The 16,863-nt window shown below is 55.5% G+C and carries 15 protein-coding genes and 2 tRNA genes; 5 read left to right on the top strand and 12 right to left on the bottom strand.

Going from position 1 to position 16,863, the window contains the following annotated elements; translation table 11 throughout:
- Positions 1–367: 367 nt before the first annotated feature.
- The 6 genes from PGY33_RS00005 to hprK all read right to left on the bottom strand — a co-directional run bounded on the left by PGY33_RS00005 (position 368) and on the right by hprK (position 5,886).
- A complete protein-coding gene (locus tag PGY33_RS00005) occupies positions 368–1,264 on the bottom strand; it encodes a hypothetical protein (protein WP_270476824.1) in 897 nt (298 codons plus the stop codon).
- Positions 1,265–1,350: 86 nt separating this feature from the next.
- A complete protein-coding gene (locus tag PGY33_RS00010; protein ID WP_147356397.1) occupies positions 1,351–2,199 on the bottom strand; it encodes a hypothetical protein in 849 nt (282 codons plus the stop codon).
- Between the two features lie 17 nt (positions 2,200–2,216).
- The gene (locus PGY33_RS00015) at positions 2,217–2,750 is read right to left on the bottom strand and encodes a hypothetical protein (protein ID WP_270476825.1); all 534 of its coding nucleotides are present in this window, start codon (positions 2,748–2,750) and stop codon (positions 2,217–2,219) included.
- A 34-nt stretch (positions 2,751–2,784) separates the two neighbouring features.
- The gene (locus PGY33_RS00020) at positions 2,785–4,170 is read right to left on the bottom strand and encodes a copper amine oxidase N-terminal domain-containing protein (RefSeq protein WP_270476827.1); all 1,386 of its coding nucleotides are present in this window, start codon (positions 4,168–4,170) and stop codon (positions 2,785–2,787) included.
- A gap of 168 nt (positions 4,171–4,338) precedes the next feature.
- A complete protein-coding gene (locus PGY33_RS00025) occupies positions 4,339–4,881 on the bottom strand; it encodes a hypothetical protein (RefSeq protein ID WP_270476829.1) in 543 nt (180 codons plus the stop codon).
- Between the two features lie 72 nt (positions 4,882–4,953).
- Positions 4,954–5,886 (bottom strand): HPr(Ser) kinase/phosphatase, encoded by a 933-nt coding sequence (gene hprK / locus PGY33_RS00030; RefSeq protein WP_117492289.1) that lies wholly within the window; start codon positions 5,884–5,886, stop codon positions 4,954–4,956.
- A 264-nt stretch (positions 5,887–6,150) separates the two neighbouring features.
- Between hprK and rpmB the strand changes: the two genes are divergently transcribed.
- The 5 genes from rpmB to PGY33_RS00055 all read left to right on the top strand — a co-directional run bounded on the left by rpmB (position 6,151) and on the right by PGY33_RS00055 (position 7,803).
- Positions 6,151–6,339 carry a 50S ribosomal protein L28 gene (gene rpmB, locus PGY33_RS00035; protein WP_110436524.1) on the top strand — a complete coding sequence of 63 codons (189 nt, stop codon included), beginning with the start codon at positions 6,151–6,153 and terminating at the stop codon, positions 6,337–6,339.
- 91 nt (positions 6,340–6,430) lie between these two features.
- Entirely contained in the window at positions 6,431–7,117 is a 687-nt protein-coding gene (locus tag PGY33_RS00040) for an AzlC family ABC transporter permease (RefSeq protein ID WP_270476830.1), read from the top strand.
- 1 nt (position 7,118) lies between these two features.
- Positions 7,119–7,448, top strand: coding sequence for a branched-chain amino acid transporter permease (locus PGY33_RS00045; protein WP_117492285.1), 330 nt, complete (start codon positions 7,119–7,121; stop codon positions 7,446–7,448).
- 173 nt (positions 7,449–7,621) lie between these two features.
- Positions 7,622–7,697: transfer RNA gene (locus tag PGY33_RS00050), tRNA-Thr, on the top strand.
- Between the two features lie 21 nt (positions 7,698–7,718).
- Positions 7,719–7,803, top strand: a tRNA-Tyr gene (locus PGY33_RS00055).
- A 908-nt stretch (positions 7,804–8,711) separates the two neighbouring features.
- Here the strand turns inward: PGY33_RS00055 and PGY33_RS00060 are convergent.
- The 6 genes from PGY33_RS00060 to ilvA all read right to left on the bottom strand — a co-directional run bounded on the left by PGY33_RS00060 (position 8,712) and on the right by ilvA (position 16,826).
- On the bottom strand, positions 8,712–9,245 hold the full coding sequence (locus PGY33_RS00060) for a VanZ family protein (protein ID WP_118480478.1): 534 nt from the start codon (positions 9,243–9,245) through the stop codon (positions 8,712–8,714).
- Positions 9,242–11,362, bottom strand: a complete 2,121-nt coding sequence (locus PGY33_RS00065) for a DUF6449 domain-containing protein (protein ID WP_270476832.1) — start codon at positions 11,360–11,362, stop codon at positions 9,242–9,244. Before PGY33_RS00065 ends, PGY33_RS00060 begins: the two co-directional genes overlap by 4 nt.
- A gap of 19 nt (positions 11,363–11,381) precedes the next feature.
- Positions 11,382–12,281 (bottom strand): ABC transporter ATP-binding protein, encoded by a 900-nt coding sequence (locus tag PGY33_RS00070; RefSeq protein ID WP_118753389.1) that lies wholly within the window; start codon positions 12,279–12,281, stop codon positions 11,382–11,384.
- Entirely contained in the window at positions 12,278–12,649 is a 372-nt protein-coding gene (locus PGY33_RS00075; protein ID WP_118753390.1) for a GntR family transcriptional regulator, read from the bottom strand. Before PGY33_RS00075 ends, PGY33_RS00070 begins: the two co-directional genes overlap by 4 nt.
- A 290-nt stretch (positions 12,650–12,939) precedes the next feature.
- Positions 12,940–15,291, bottom strand: a complete 2,352-nt coding sequence (locus PGY33_RS00080) for a phosphoketolase family protein (protein WP_117751837.1) — start codon at positions 15,289–15,291, stop codon at positions 12,940–12,942.
- Between the two features lie 323 nt (positions 15,292–15,614).
- Positions 15,615–16,826 (bottom strand): threonine ammonia-lyase, encoded by a 1,212-nt coding sequence (ilvA, locus tag PGY33_RS00085; RefSeq protein ID WP_118646328.1) that lies wholly within the window; start codon positions 16,824–16,826, stop codon positions 15,615–15,617.
- Between the last annotated feature and the right edge of the window lie 37 nt (positions 16,827–16,863).

A 16,863-nucleotide genomic window follows, 5' to 3' on the forward strand; every position in this document is an offset into this window, starting at 1 on the left:
GGCGCAGGCAAGCGCGCTGCGGCTGCGATGGACGAGTACATCAAGAATAAGAACAAGTAATTTCTGCTTGCTTATGCGAAAAAGAACCTGTCTTACGGCAGGTTCTTTGAGGCTGTCGAAAAACTCCGTTTTTCGACAGCCTCTCGCTCGAAACCACGCTTTCGAGCGAATACTGAAGAAAAACCGCGCCCTGCGGGCACATTTTTTCTTCCCTTGTATAAAAAGTCAGGTACACGCCCCGACTTTTTATGAATTTGCTCCGCAAATTCTATTTTATGCGTGCTGCCGCACGAAGCGTAAAAATTAAAATAATACTTTTTTGACAGACTGAAAGAACCTGTCTTACGACAGGTTCTTTTCTTATGCGTTAAAACAGGTCTAACATATTATCCAGATAAATTTCTTCTCTCACGCGCAGCTGATACGCCGGTTTTGTCATATAATACAGCAAAAACTCGAGGATCAGCGCGCTGCCCAGTCCCCTGCCTTCAATCTTGAACTGCGAAAATCCCATTGGCAGATACGTCCGCAGAACAGCATCAACGCCGATGAACCCCGGATTTTCCATCGCCCTGGAGAACCGATAGCCGCTCTGTGCCTCCGGTGCTTTACACCGGTGCTCGCAGTCCTCGCCGAGATTTTTGCGGCTGACAACCTCGTAGCATTGCTTACGGTCACTGCATCCGAACCAGCAGCACTCATTGCACAAAAATTCCACCTTATCTTTGTGCACCTGCGACAAGGCGTTTAATTCCTCAAACCGTTTATTCAATCGAAAATCCGGCACGACATACCGAAATTCTTCCCTGTCCAGCTCGCGCCGGAAATCTTCAAAATCGGTCAGCACCTTGGTCGTAGACGACACGAGGTACAGCGCCGGATACCGCGTCCGCAGGTAGTCGGTCAGCAGCTCGGAATGCACGATTACGCCGTTCTGCACGCCGTTTGCCTGCGAAAACAGCTCGCAGAGTGCATTGCATTTGCGGTCGGACAGGTGTTCCTCGCGCAGAAGCGAATTGCTGAATGTCAGCCGTGCGGAAATGCCGTATTCCTGCGCCAGAGCCAGCGCTTCGCGTGCGCCGCACTCACCGAACCCCGCTCGTCCGCCTCCCCAGAGGCAGTCCGCCGGTGCGCCGTAAATGGACCCAATCTCACACCAGTCATAAAACCAGTCACGATTTGCGCGGTATAACGGCAGAAATGCGCGGTAAAACTCGTAAAATTCAAACAATCCGGGCAGATGATAGTATGCTTTGGCTGACACGGCCGCTCGCCTCCTTTGCTCCGTATAGCATACCACAAAATGCCGAAATACGCAAAAGAACCTGTCGATTGACAGGTTCTTTTCACTCAAACCCACGGAAATATCATGTGCACGCTGAACAAAGTTGCGGCTGCGCTCAGTGCGTTGGCGCACAGCGCGTAAACGATCGGATGAGCCGTTTCCCGCCGGGTTTGCAGCCGTTTGCGGTAAATAACGGCCTCGATGATCCAAATCACAAGCTCAAGCGGCGCAAACACCAGATACCGATAGAACGGCATGCCAATCCACATGCAGGCCGCCGTTACGACCGTGAGCAGCAGCTGTGTGCCGATGTTGACGACGAAGAACAGCTTTGCGTTGCGCCTGTCCCAGAAGCCGAACGGCAGCAACAGGATTCCCTCTATCAGCAGCGTCGGCAGCAGCGAGGACGCGAACTGTTTGAGATATGTCAGCAGCGGATTTCCGGTTTTTACCGTATTATCCGCAAAGTCACAGGTGAATACCTGCTGCAGCTGTGTACGCTTCATCACCTCAGAAAAGTTTACTTTCTGCTGAGAATCATCATAAATCGCAATCCGAAACGTGTCCGGCGTGCCGAAATAGCTGAACACAAACGTGTTCTTGTCCGGATGCTTGTAAAACAGAGGCGGTTGTGTGCCGTCCAGCATGGCATAGTGCCAGCCGTCCATGCGGTCGCGCTCCAGCGCATCCAGCGGCAGAGACGCGCGGTCGATATGATTCCACTCGATATTGTCGATGCAGCGCTCGGGTATCTCGCCCGGAATGAGCAGGTCAACGTAGTAATCGCCGTCCGGCGCATTCTGCACCTGAATGGTGATCTGCGGTTTCGGGCCCATATCCGCACTTGCGGAGACCGGCAGCACGGCCAGCAGGAACGCGGCTATGCACAGGCAGGCTTTCCACTTTCGTTTCATGGCGGTCATCCTTTCTCTTACTGATAGGCCCCGTCCGATTCCGGCATCGCCTTCCATTCCGGCAGTTCCCGCACAATCTGCTGCAGTTCGTCCGTTACTGCCACAAAGCAGGCCGCATCCGCATCGGTGTCCGTGTACGCTGCCGCGGTCTGGTCGCCGCGGACAACCGTCTGTTTGCCGTTCATCGTCACGGTAATTTCATAGCAGGTGTTCGGCGATACACCGGCTGCTGTGCCATCTGTCGCCAATTCCTGCGCTGTCATTTCCCTGCTGATTGATAGAAAGCCGTCTCGGCTTACCAGTTCGTAAAGCTGCTGCAGCAGTTCCTCATCCGGCTGAAATTCCGCAGATGCGGTTCCGTCAGCCAGCAAATCCTTCTGCAGTTTGCCGGTCACGGTGTCCATGCTGTTTTTCTGCTCCAGATTATACCACCACGCAAAGCAAATTGCAAAATCCTGCGGCATCTGCTCTGTTTTTACCGTCTGAGCCGGTGTTTTTGCGCATCCTGCGGCGAGGAGCACCAGCAGGAGCATTGCTGCAATCTTTTTCATAGGCGGCCTCTCCTTTCATGACAGAACGCTACATTTAATCCAGATACAGCACATTCCCCTTCATTTCAACCTGTTCTCCGAGCAGTTCAAACAGCTTTGCCGGAACCCACGTCTTGCCATCAGCGAAATACGGCGCCGCGCCGAACGAAACCGGTGCTTCCGTGCCGTCGCCGTTCATCACCGAACGGATATAGGAATCCTCACCGATGTTTATATGCGTCATAACCTTGCCGTTGTTCATCTTCGCCTGACGGTTCTCTATGTCCCACGTCACGGTGTAGCCGAGGGCTTCGCCGACCTCACGGAGCGGCACCATAGCCACGCCGTTTTCCATGCGCCCTTTGTCGAGTGTCTTGTCCTTGCACACGATGTTAAACGCATTCGTCTCATCGGCTTCTCCGGTGAAAGCATTCGGCACCCCGCCGAGATACAGCGCGTCCCCGCGCATCTCAATCTGCTCGCCGAGCAGGCCGAACAGCTCCGCCGGAACCCACGTTCTGCTCTGTGCGATATAGGGCGCGGCACCGAGTGCTCCCGGGCGGCTCATGCCGTCCGCGTCCGGCAGAGCGGTTGCGCGGAAATACTCATCCCGACCAATGGTCACAGTCGTCTGCACCGTGCCGTTGGTGAGGTGTACCGTGCGGTCCTTCGCATTCCACTTGACCGTAAAGCCGCACAGCTCGGCGGTCAGGCGCAGCGGAACCATGGCCACGCCGTTTGTCATGCGGCCTTCGCCTGCGACTATGTCGCCCTCAATAACGATGGCGAACGTATCGTCCTCAGAAGGCAGCAGCACAACCTTGTCCGTGCCCGCCTGTGCCGGATAGGATTCCAGAATCGTATCATACCATGCAAAAAACCGGGTTCCCATGCGGATATCCTCAAGTTTTGCCTTGTTTTTCGTGTCGAACGGCGTAACAGACGCATTCCGTGCAATGTTCAGCATCAGCCCGCCGTCGCTTGCCTGCACGATCAGACTGCCGTCCGCGTTCCTCTTCACCTGCTCGGCAGACAGCAGGCTTGCAGGCTCGTGTTCGTCGGACAGATTGACCAGAACCGCCTTGGCATACACCTGCGGCGGCTCGGACAGCGCCATCATTTCCCCGCAGTAGAGGTACACCTCGTCACCCTTTTTGATATCCTGTGCGCCTGCCGGCAGACCGGTCTGCGTGTCCATGATGATCGTCTGCTCCGCAATGTGCACCACAACTGTGCCTGCGGTTTCAGTGCTGACGGTCAGCTCGCCGTCCTGCCTGTCGGTTACTGTGGCGCGCACGCCGTACAGATCAAGCTCCGCGTGCTCGGCGGAGTCGGTCGCTGCCGCGTCCGTGTCGATCAGGTTCACCGCTCCGGCGGGAATCGCGCTCATGCCGAACAGCACCGCTGCAAGCAATGCCGCCATTCGTTTTTTCTCCATCATAATAACTACCTCCTTTTTATACCCAGTTAGACGGTCCGGAAGTGGTTTTGTTCCCGGTTTTCTTTTGGTGAGTGCAACAAAAAACATCCGCTCTGTTTAGTCGTTTTCCCTAAAAGAAAACGCAGGCAAAAGACATGACCGCTAAAGTCACGCTTTTGCCTGCATCCCTTATTTATTTCGTTCCAGAGAGGCTTCGTGTGCCGTCTCCATTTTGCTCAGCAGCTCTGCCGCCGGTCCTTCCGGATAGTCGGCTTTGCACGATTCCATTACCTGTGCAAACTCCTCCGAGCCGTCATGCCATGCGGCATCCGCCGAGGCAATCTGCCCGCAGATGAACTCTGCTGCCGGTGTGCTGTCGTCCGACGATACCGGCTGATCGCCCATCAGCACCAGATACGCCAGAACAGTGTGCGGCGATTCCAGAAAACGGCTCCGCAGCTCCTCGCACGCGCCCTCACTCGGCCCGCCATCGGACGTGAGTGTAAACGCGATCAGCCTGTCGAGCGCGACCGTGTCCGTATGCGCCATCACATACGCAGCGTCCTCGCTGTTTGCATCGGTGCTGACTGCCGTCCAGTCGGTCTTCGCCAGCTCGGACGCAACCGCCTGCGCGCAGGAATCCGCCGTCTGCGACACCTTTTCCCCACCGGCACCGCTGCATCCTGAAAGAAGAACAGACGCCATACATACCAATACCGCTGCTTTTTTCATAAAGATCCCCACCTTTTATTAAATTGTTGAAGGCAGCACCGCTTGCATGGTGCGGTATTGCCTTACCTTTTATCAGTTGCCGTACTGCTTGAGCATACGCTCCTGCAGTTCTTTTGCGGCGTTGAAGCCCATCTTCTTCTGACGGTCATTCATCGCTGCAACCTCGATGATAACGGCAAGGTTACGGCCGGGCTTTACCGGAATGGTCAGGCTCGGAACCGCGATATCGAGGATGGAGGTCGTCTGGCTGTCCATGCCGAGACGGTCGTACTGCTTGCCGTCCTCCCACGGCTCGAGGTTGATGACAAGCTCAACCTTTTCGGTCATTTTAATCGCGCCGACACCGAAGATACGGCGAACATCAACAATGCCGATGCCGCGCAGCTCGATAAAGTGGCGGATAACCTCCGGCGCCGTACCGACGAGCGTCTTGTCGGATACGCGCTTGATCTCAACCGCGTCGTCCGCGATCAGACGGTGGCCGCGCTTTACCAGCTCGATCGCAGTCTCGGACTTGCCGACACCGGAGTCACCGAGCAGAAGCACACCTTCGCCGTAGATTTCGATGAGTACGCCGTGCAGCGTAACACGCGGTGCAAGATTGACCTTGAGGGAGGCGATGATCGCACTCATGATGGTAGAGGTAAACTCGTTGGTACGGAGGATCGGCACACCGTGCTCCTGTGCAGCCGCAAGGCACTCCGGAAATACGTCAATGTTGCGCGAGAGCAGCAGCACAGGGATGCCGGTCTCGAACAGACGGTCGAAACGGCTGCGGCGCTCCTCGCTCGACAGACCCTCTACATAACTGGACTCAACCTTGCCCATGATCTGGATACGGTTCGGATCGAAATAATCAAAAAATCCTGCCAGCTGCAAACCGGGACGGTTTACGTCGTCCTTGGTGATCTCGGTCTTTTCAAAGCCTTCCGGACCGTAAACGACCTCAAAATTAAATTCATGGATCAGATCGCCCAAGCTGACACCGAATTCTTTTAACTGCATAAGTATAATGCTCCCTTCCGCTGTGGCAGGTATTCTATATCCTCTTTACTCTGCTGTTTTATTACTGTATAATACATAGTATAATACATAAAGTAGATATAGATGTATTATACCCTATTTTCCTGTTATTTTCAACGATTTCCGCATGGACCGCAGGAAAACTTGAAATTTTCTCTTTTTCTGAAAAAAATGCTTGCATTCATCCTATACATGTGGTAATATAATATCTGCTATGCAATGCCCGAAAGAAGGAGGTGCAGGAAAATGGCAAAGTGCGATATTTGCAATAAGGGTGTGACCTTTGGTATTCAGGTTTCCCACTCTCACCGTCGTTCCAATCGAACCTGGAAGCCGAACGTTCGTCGCGTAAAGGCTATGGTCGATGGTACTCCCCGCCATATCAACGTATGTACTCGGTGCCTCCGTTCCGGCAAGGTTACCCGCGCTATCTGATTTTAACGATTTGTGCGTTTACGTTGAAATGCCAAAGCGCTCTGTTCGCAGAGCGCTTTTCTTTTACCCTTATAGTATGTAGGTGATTTCCATGAAAAAGGCGCTTCGTCCTGCCTTTACCGCCACGATACCCGTACTGTGCGGCTATCTGTTCATCGGTTTCGCATTCGGCGTTATGCTGCGCGATATCGGCTTCGGATCGATCTGGTCCTTCTTCTGCAGCCTGACCATCTACGCAGGCTCGGGACAGTATCTGCTTGTGTCGCTTCTGGCAGCCAAGGCATCCCTTGTTACCGTTGCTGTGATGACACTGCTGCTCAACTGCCGGCATATCTTCTACGGTCTGTCCTTTTTGGAGACTTTTCATGCGATGGGACACCGCAAGTGGTACATGATCTTTTCGCTCACCGACGAAACCTATTCCCTGCTGTGCTCGGTCAAAACGCCGGAGGGCATCGATGCGGGCGATATGCGCTTCTGGATCGCCATGCTGGATCATAGCTACTGGATCCTCGGCGGCGTGCTCGGCACGATCATCGGCGGCATACTGCCGTTTGACACCACCGGCATTGATTTTGCCATGACCTCGCTGTTCACGGTTATCTTCGTAGAGCAGTGGCAGAGCACCAAGTGCCACATCCCCGCACTGATGGGGCTGGCTGCGGCAGCTGTGTCGCTCTCCATCCTCGGGCCGGACAATTTCATCCTGCCCGCCATGCTCGCAATCTGCGTCATGCTGGTCGCTATGCGCGGCCGTCTGGCAAAGGAGGTCGCCTGATATGACAACGACATACGCTATCGCCATGATCGCCGTGGCAGCCGTCTGCACATTTGCAACGCGCGTCGCGCCGTTCCTGCTGTTCAACGGCTCCAAGCCCATCCCGCCGATCATCCGATACCTCGGCTCTACCCTGCCGCCCGCAGTCATCGCGCTGCTGGTCGTGTACTGCCTGAAAAACGTCGGCTGGGTGACGGGTACACATGGTATTCCCGAACTGCTGTGCATCGCCATCACGGCGCTGCTGCACATCTGGAAACATAATAACCTGCTGTCCATCGGCGTCGGCACGGTGCTTTACATGGTGCTGGTGCAAAATGTGTTCGTTTAATCCGTACGCAGGGGCGGATCGGTGTGTCCGCCCTTTTCTTAATAGCGATGCACAGGTAATAGCGATGCACAGGGTTTTACAATTATTTTCGATAACTTTGCAAAAAGCTGTTGACAATTCGCGCTTCGCATGCTATTATATATAAGTCGCTGAGACAGACGGCTTGACAAAACGCTGGTGTAGCTCAGTTGGTAGAGCAGCTGATTTGTAATCAGCAGGTCGGGGGTTCAAGTCCGTCCACCAGCTCCAATCAAGCTGGTAATTGAATATGGAAGGTTTCCCGAGTGGCCAAAGGGAACAGACTGTAAATCTGTCGTCTATGACTTCGGTGGTTCGAATCCACCACCTTCCACCAAAAGAACCGATACTCATTCGAGTATCGGTTCTTTTGGTGTCAGGTGGAATGGATTCGAGAGCCGGCTCTTAGAAACGTGCCAGTGGCACGTTTCAATCGGCGTGGCTTTGCCGCAGCAAAGCGAATCCACCACCGGACGGGTCGGCACGCGTGTGGCAGTGCGACCATGGGCGGCAATAGCCAATCCCGGCAGGCACGCGCCCAATCCGAAGGAACGCCAAGTCAGCACGCGCCCAATCCGAAGGAAAGAGCGGTCGTTCAATGATGAAATCTACCAGCGCGGACCGTTTGTAACGATATATTGCCGTTTGCGACGTTACCTCGTAGGGGGCGCACACACCCACCGCAGTGGGCGTCCAGCGAGCAACCGCCGTAGGCGGCTCTTAGCGAGTCGGAGTGTGCGCCCCCCTACCAATCAATGACAACGTGCAATTTAGGCGAACGCTGTTCGCCCTACGGGATATATGGTACAAAACCATGTCTCTCAACAAACAAGCGCTCCGGTTTCATCACTTGACAAAACCGGAGCGTCCGTTTATTATACTGATATAAGAACGGCTCTCACGTGTCAGGTGCGGTCGTTCCCCGAACAAGTTTAGAGCTTGAGGAAAACGCCGCTGCCTTTTTAGGTGGCGGTTATTTCTTGAGGTTCAAAATACCGAAGACAACCGTCGCAAGCAGCATCAGAAGCGTAAGTACCTCCATTGTTGTCATGCGCGTCACCCCCTTATTCCGTGGGGATAACCTCACCGTTCCATATCAGCAGCTTCATACTGTCAATAAGCCGCTCTTCGGGGCGGCTTTTGTGCATTTACCTCGTATTTCAATCACATAAACCCCAAAACAGGCACACCTCTCGGTGTGCCTGTTTTCCGTATATTACTCTCTATCCTGCGACCCGCTGTCTCCTACCACAGAATCAGCAGATCGGATATTGTACTTGCCGCGATGATGACGAGCCAGCAGACAAGCGGTGCTGCCCACTCTGCCCTTCCCTCGCCCTGCGGCGCGAGCTTGGGACACGCTCTCATCAGAAGCCTTGCCGCCGCGAAGCCGAGCGCACCGCCGAGCGTATTCAGCAGCAGATCATCCACTGAGGTTACGCCGCCCGCGGCCAGCTGTATCAGCTCAATGCTGAGCGAGGTGCCGAAGCACCAGCCGATGGTGCGGCCTGCCCGCTCGAACCACCGCCAGAACAGCGGCAGGAACAGCCCGAGCGGAAACAGCAGCGCGATATTTCCGGCAATGTTCACGAACGAGCCCAGACCGGGCGCTGCGCTGTCCGTCACGACCGAAATGATGTCCGCAAACGGAACGAGCTCCAGCCTTGGCTGCGGCAGCCTGCCGACGAGCAGCTGCGCCAGCGAGGGACCGGTAAACAGTCCCACACCTGCAAGGTACACCAGCAGAAGCAGCGTGCCGATGATACCGCGCTTTCTCATCCGAGGGGCACTTCCGTTGTATAGGCAACATCACCGTCCTGTGCAGACTCGACGCCGTTTTCCGCGTCCTTCTCGGCCTGTGCACGGTATTTCTCGATGATATCCTTCGGATAATCCTCTTCGATATAGCCTGCGCTTGCGTTCCACTCATCGCCCTTTTCGTCCGTGTAGGTCACGGATACGTCGCTGCGGGTAAACTGCTGCATAACGCCGTACGCCATCGCATCGCTGCCGTACAGATTCATTGCGTCAATGTTGACCGCATTCTTGAGCAGCGCGTCGATGTCTGCTCTATCGGTCACCTGCACGCCCTGCCAGAAGTCTTTATCCGGCAGATAGATGCTCAGTGTAATCAGCTTTACGTTTTTCGCGCTAATGGCCTTGGGAACGATATTGGCGTACTTTTTGATGAGTGCAAGCGTCTTTACGTCCTTGTCGGTCACGCATACGGCACCCTCGCTGTAATAATCGTCGTTGTTCTGCTGCGAGAATTCCATGCGCAGCACCGGCATGGCATCACCGGTGTGGGTCAGCGTCTCTGCCTTGAGCGTGTCAATGATCTCCTGTGCCTTCTGCGAGTCGCTGAGTGTGCCGACGCCGTTGTAGCCGTCACCGTTGGTGTAGAAAACAATGTTGCGGTGATAACCTTCATTGACCTCGCCGAGCGCAAACAGCGACCACGCCTTCTGCTTGTACTCTGCGGACTGGTAAATCTGCTTTTTGAGCGTGAACACTTCGTCTGTGGCCGGCAGCTCATACGAACGGCTCTTCACCTTGCCGTTCTTCAGCTTGAAGGTGACGGTGATGCACGCCTTCTGTGCATTTTCATCCGTATTATTCAGGCTTTCCACGCCGAGCGCCGCCAGCTGCCGCGCTGCCGCGATGTTTTCCGGCTCACTGAGCAGTGCCGATTCACCGACGTAACCCATCGGCGCTGCCGCTGCAATGCTGCCCTCATCCGGCAGCCACTTGTCGTAGCCGAACACGTCGAACTGCATGGTCAGCAGACCCGCACACAGCACTGCAAGGATGATAACCAGCTGCAGCGGCTTGCGGAAGATGGCGCGGAAGTCGAACGCATAAATAATCTCCACCACGCAGTGGAAAATGACCGTGCCGAGTACCAGACCGACCCAGAACCACAGCTCGGATTCGTAGACCAGCATTTTGAAAATCTCAGCGAACGCCGTACCCATAACCACGCAGATAATAATCTTGACGGGCAGCTTTGCGGGCTTAAATGCCAGTGCCGTGCCCGCCCGCTCACTCTTTCGGATGCGGAACAGGAACAGCGCCAGTGCGGTGATAACGATCGCCGCAACCGCATAGCCGATCAGCAGACCGATAGCACTCGACTCCTGCAGTCCGGCGGCGTAATCCATCGTATAGACAGGCTCCACTGCCCAGCTATGCATTTTCGTGCCGTTTACGCCGAAATACTGAATCAGCGGTGCAAATTTGTTGCAGAACAGCAGCGAAGTCATGGAGGCATCCGTCACATAGGTCTGGAAGAACATGCTCTTGAGACCCTGCCACAGTGCGGTTACGAGCGTCGGTCCGAAGTACACCCACAGACCGAGCAGCAGCGTGATGACCGTGTTGCCGCACAGGATGGTCGTAACAGCCGCCATCGCGTACAGCAGGAAGAAGAAAATGACGTTGGACGCGATCACGCCGATGAGCGATGCGTTGACTACCTCACCGAAGCCCATCGCGCACGTGCAGACGATGCTCAGCGCATGCAGCACGAGGTACGGCACGAGCGCGCACAGCGCACCGGTCGCGTAGTTTACCGCAAACAGACGGCTGCGCGAAATCGGCAGGCTGTGATAGAAATCCACCTTGCGGCGATTGTGCAGGTACGCGAACATGCTCACACCGCAGGTGACCGCCAGAATAATGACGGCCAGCTTGACAAACACATTCTGTCCGCCGAGCATCTCACCGACACTCTCCACATAGCCCTGCCAGCTTGCCGCAGCATCTGCCGCACTCAGATTGACCAGATCCTGCTTATGTGCCGACAGGCTGTGCTGCGCCGTCATAATCACCGGCAGCAGCTGCGCCATAAAGAATCCCACCGTGGACAGCACGATGGCCCACAGATTGCGTTTCATGCAATCCCGCACGAGACCCTTAGAACAGGAGTTTCTTGACATCATAGCCTGCCACCTCCGTTTCATTGATAAAGATTTCCTCTAGCGTCAGCGGGAGCATTTCGCAGAAGGTCGGGTTCAGCGCGTTCACTCTGGTGAGCAGCTCCTCGCGGCTGCCGCGTGCCGTGATGGTGTACAGCGAGCCGCGCTGCTCCTTGTGCAGAATGTCAAAGCCTTCCCAAGCGGAATCCGGCAGCGGATTCGGGAAAATGCACTGCATTTTGTACATACCGAGCTTCATGTCGTCCAGATCGCGCGAGAACAGGATGCCGCCGCGATGCAGCAGACCGACGTGGTCGCAGATGTCCTCCAGCTCACGCAGGTTATGCGAGGCGATGATGGGCGTCAGACCTCTGTCGGCTACATCCTCGGCAAACAGGCTCTTTACCGTCTGGCGAACGACCGGGTCGAGACCGTCGAACGTCTCATCGCAGAATAAGTAGTCCGTGCCGCTGCATACGCCGCAGATGACCGAAACCTGCTTTTTCATGCCCTTGGAGAACGTCCGCAGCTTGCGGTTTTCGTCCAGACCGAAGCCGTTCATCAGCTTGCGGTAGCGCGCTTCATCGAATTTGCTGTAAAAGCGCTTGTAGTAGTTTTTCATTTCCTTCGGCGTGCTGTTCGGGAAAAAGAACTGCTCATCCGAGATGAAGAAAAACCGTTCCTTCATACCGATGTTCTCGAAAATGTCCTCTCCGTCGATCTGCACCGTGCCCTCATCCGGCTGCAAAATGCCTGCCAGCATGCGCAGGAACGTGGACTTGCCTGCGCCGTTCGAGCCGATCAGGCCGTAGACCGAGCCGTCCTTCACTTCCGCGCAGATGTGATCGACCGCCGTGATGTCCTCAAACCGCTTAGTCGCGTTGGTTGCCGTAATCATGTTCCGCTCTCTCCTTTCCTCTCTACCCAGCCGCGCATCTGTTCCTCGGTCGCCCCGAGCGAACGCGCCTGACCGGCCAGTGCGGTAATCTGCTCACCCAGTTCGTTAAGCCTCTGGGAACGCAGCACCGCTGCATTGTCCGATATAAAATTTCCCCGTCCTTTTGCGGCGTAGATCACACCGCGGCGTTCCAGCTCTCCGTAAGCGCGCTGTATTGTGTTCGGGTTGATCGACAGTTCCATCGCAAGCTGCCGTACACTGGGCAGCTGGGTGTCCGCCGGCAGTGCCCCACGCAGAGCCAGTCCCTCAATGCCGTCCACCACCTGTTCATAGATGGGTCGGGCATCCCGATAGTCGATTTTAATCACCTGACGCGCCTCCTTTCCTTTTGTTGATTTGAGAGTGTATCAACTGTACTGTGTGTTTTAGTACAATTAGAATATAACATGAACCAGACGGTATGTCAAGCATAATTAGTAATTAGGAATTAGAAGTTAGTAATTAACGTGATAGAAAGCCTTGCCGCACCCTACGGTAATGTTTGTGCAGTTATTTGTCGGTATGAACATGATTTATCGTTGCAAAAGAAAAAGGGCGCACAATGTGCGCCCTGCGGAGAACTATCCCTTCACGGTCATTCTCCATTTTCAATTCTCCATTATTTCCATTTCCACTCGCGAACTTCCGGCATATCCTCACCGTACTCGGTGATATACTGCTGATGCTGCACCAGCTTATCGCTCATCTTCTGGTAGAGGTACGCGCCGCGGTTGCCCAGCTGCGGCAGGCGCAGCAGAACATCCTTGACGAGATGGAAGCGGTCGATATCATTCTGCACGCGCATATCAAACGGCGTGGTGATGGTGCCCTCCTCCCTGTAGCCGCGAACGTGCAGGTTGCGGTTATGACGGCGGTAGGTCAGCTCATGGACGAGCGTCGGGTAGCCGTGGAAGGCGAAGATGATCGGCTTATCCTTGGTGAACAGCATGTCGTACTCGGCATCGGACAGGCCATGCGGATGTTCCCGCTCGGGCTGCAGCTTCATCAGGTCAACCACGTTGACAACGCGAACCTTGAGTTCGGGCAGCTCTTCCCGCAGGATGGACACGGCAGCCAACGTTTCGAGCGTCGGCGTCTCGCCGCAGCACGCCATAACAACGTCCGGCTCTGCGCCCTGATCGTTGGACGCCCACTCCCAGATGCCGATGCCCTGGGTGCAGTGCTGCACAGCCTGCTCCATGGTCAGCCACTGCGGACGCGGATGCTTGGACGCCACGATGACGTTGACATAGTTGCGGCTCTTGATGCAGTGATCGAAGCAGCTGAGCAGGCAGTTTGCATCGGGCGGCAGGTACAGACGGACAACATCCGCCTTTTTGTTGGCGATGTGGTCAAGGAAACCCGGGTCCTGATGGGTAAAGCCGTTGTGGTCCTGCTGCCATACGTTGGAAGCCAGAATCAGGTTGAGCGACGCGATCGGCTGACGCCACGGCAGACCGTTGCAGACCTTGAGCCACTTGGCGTGCTGTGCCGCCATCGAGTCGATAATGCGGATGAACGCCTCATAGCTTGCGAAAAAGCCGTGACGGCCGGTCAGCAGATAGCCCTCAAGCCAACCCTCGCACATGTGCTCGGACAGCATGCCGTCCATCACGCGGCCGCTTGCGGACAGGAATTCGTCGGTGTCCAGACGCTCGGCGTTCCACTCGCGGTCGGTGACCTCGAAAATGTGGCTCAGGCGGTTGGACATGGTCTCGTCCGGGCCGAATACACGGAAGTTGCGGCTGTCCATGTTCAGCTTGATGACATCGCGGACATAAGCGCCAAGCTCGATCATATCCTGACCCTCAACACTGCCCGGAGCCGGAACATTCAGTCCGTAATCGCGGAAATCCGGCAGGCGCAGCTGGTGCATGAGCAGACCGCCGTTGGCGTGCGGGTTTGCGCCGATGCGGTGCTCGCCGGTCGGCGCCAGCGCCTTGAGTTCGGGAATCAGCTTGCCGTTTTCGTCGAACAGCTCCTCCGGATGGTAGCTGCGCAGCCACTGCTCGAGCATGGGCAGGTGCTCCGGGCTGTCCATCATCAGCGGCACCTGATGCGCGCGGAAGCTGCCCTCGATCTGCTTGCCGTCCACGTTTTTCGGGCCGGTCCAGCCCTTCGGGGTGCGCAGCACGATCATCGGGTAGATCGGACGGGTCGTGTCGCCGGTCTCGCGGGCGTGCTTGCGGATGGCGAGGATTTCCTCGGTTACGGTGTCGAGCGTGTCCGCCAGTGCGCGGTGTACCTTCATCGGCTCATCGCCCTCGACGAAATACGGCTTCCAGCCGCAGCCCTCGAGCATTTTTCGCAGTTCCTCCTCCGGAATGCGCGACAGCAGGGTCGGGTTGGAGATCTTGTAGCCGTTCAGATGCAGGATCGGCAGAACAACGCCGTCCGTCACCGGATTGAGGAACTTGTTGCCGTGCCACGAGGTTGCCAGCGGGCCGGTCTCCGCCTCGCCGTCACCGACAACTACGGTTGCGATCAGATCGGGGTTATCCAGCACCGCACCAAAGCCGTGCGCCAGAGAATAACCCAGTTCACCGCCCTCGTGGATGGAGCCCGGGGTCTCCGGTGCAACATGGCTGGCAATGCCGCCCGGGAACGAGAACTGCTTGAACAGGCGCTTCATGCCCTCGGTGTCCTCGCTGATGTTCGGGTAAACCTCGCTGTAGGTGCCCTCGAGATAGGTGTTCGCCACGAAGAAATTGCCGCCGTGACCCGGACCGGACAGCAGGATCATATCCAGATTATACTGCTTGATGATGCGGTTCAGGTGAACGTAAATCAGGTTCTGACCGGGCACCGTGCCCCAGTGACCGACGATCTTCTTCTTGATGTGCTCGGGCTTCAGCGGCTCCTTGAGGAGCGGGTTGTCGAGCAGGTAAAGCTGACCGGCTGCAAGATAATTTGCCGCCCGCCAGTATGCGTCCATTTTGTTCAGCATTTCGTCGTTGATGTGTGCTGCCATAGCGTAATGCTTCCTTTCTGCGATTGACTGTATGCGTGGTTTTATTATTCTATCCGTTTTAAGGCAAATAATGCGATAAAACGTCCACCTGTTTTTTCATTCCTTATCACGCTGAGATAATAGCACATCGTTATTTATTTGTCAATATAATATCTTGCCATGAGAGCAGAGCATTATACAAGGCAGGAGTACTTGAAAATGGAGAGTGGAAAATGAATGTGATGGTTTACGTTCACTTTCAATTTTCAATTCTCCATTCTTCCGAAAAAAGAACAGCGTCCCGCTCTATCCAAGCGGAACGCTGTAATTTCATTGCATTTTTATCAAATCTGCGAAGTAAACACCTTATAGCCATCATCGGTGAGGGTGTCGATGAGGCGCTTGGCGTGGTCAACGCCGCCGACCTCACAGACGACATGGATAATCGCCTCGCCGATCTCGAGGTCCGTCTGTACGCGGTCATGCTGGAACAGGATGATATTGGCATTCTGCTGTGCAACGATGTGCGAGAAATGCTCGAGTGCGCCCGGTGCATCCGGCATGAGCACGGAGAACTTCAGCTGACGGCAGCGGGTAATCAGGCCCTTTTCCACAATCTTGTGAATAAAGGATACGTCGATATTGCCGCCGGACAGCACGCAGACGACCTTTTTGCCCTTTACATCCACCTTGTTGTTGAGTACAGCCGCGAGCGGAGCCGCACCGGAGGTCTCAACGACCTGCTTGCAGCGCTCGAGCAGCAGCAGAACAGCGGAAGCAATCTCGTCATCGGAAACCGTGACAACGCGGTCCACATACTTCTTGATATACTCAAAGGTCTTTTCGCCCGGGGTCTTTACAGCGATACCGTCAGCGATGGTGTGCACGGTATCGGACGGAGTACGCTCACCGGTGCGGAACGAATTTGCGATCGCCGGTGCGCCCTCAGCCTGTACGCCGATGATCTGGATGCGCGGGTTGATCTGCTTTGCGCAGGCAGCCACGCCAGAGATCAGTCCGCCGCCGCCGGCCGGAACGAAGATCATGTCAACGCCCGGCAGGTCGCGCAGGATTTCCAGCGCGATGGTGCCCTGACCCGCCATAACATCCTCATCGTCAAACGGGTGGATGAACTCTGCGCCGGTCTCCTCGCAGATCTCGCATGCCTTGGCATAGGCTTCATCGTAAATGTTGCCCGCCAGAACAACCTCGGCGCCGTAGCCCTGGGTTGCGGAAACCTTGGCGATCGGCGCGGAACGCGGCATAACGATGGTGGACTTTACACCGGCAGCGGTTGCCGCAAAGGCAACGCCCTGTGCATGGTTACCCGCAGAGGACGCAACAACGGCGTGCAGGTCGCCCTCAGCGAAGCGCTTCATAATCTTATTGTAAGCACCGCGCACCTTAAAAGAGCCGGTCTTCTGCTGATTTTCGTACTTCAGATAAACCTCTGCGCCGGTCATGGCGGAGAAGGTGCAGGACGTAGACAGCGGAATGTTGTGGATGACGTTTTTCAGTCGGTCCGCAGCTGCCTCGAAATCTTTTAATTCTAACATTGAGCATCTTCCTCGTTTTTGCAAGTTAAGATAATAA

Source organism: Butyricicoccus sp. AF18-9LB (genome assembly GCF_027684505.1).
Classification (GTDB): domain Bacteria; phylum Bacillota; class Clostridia; order Oscillospirales; family Butyricicoccaceae; genus Agathobaculum; species Agathobaculum butyriciproducens.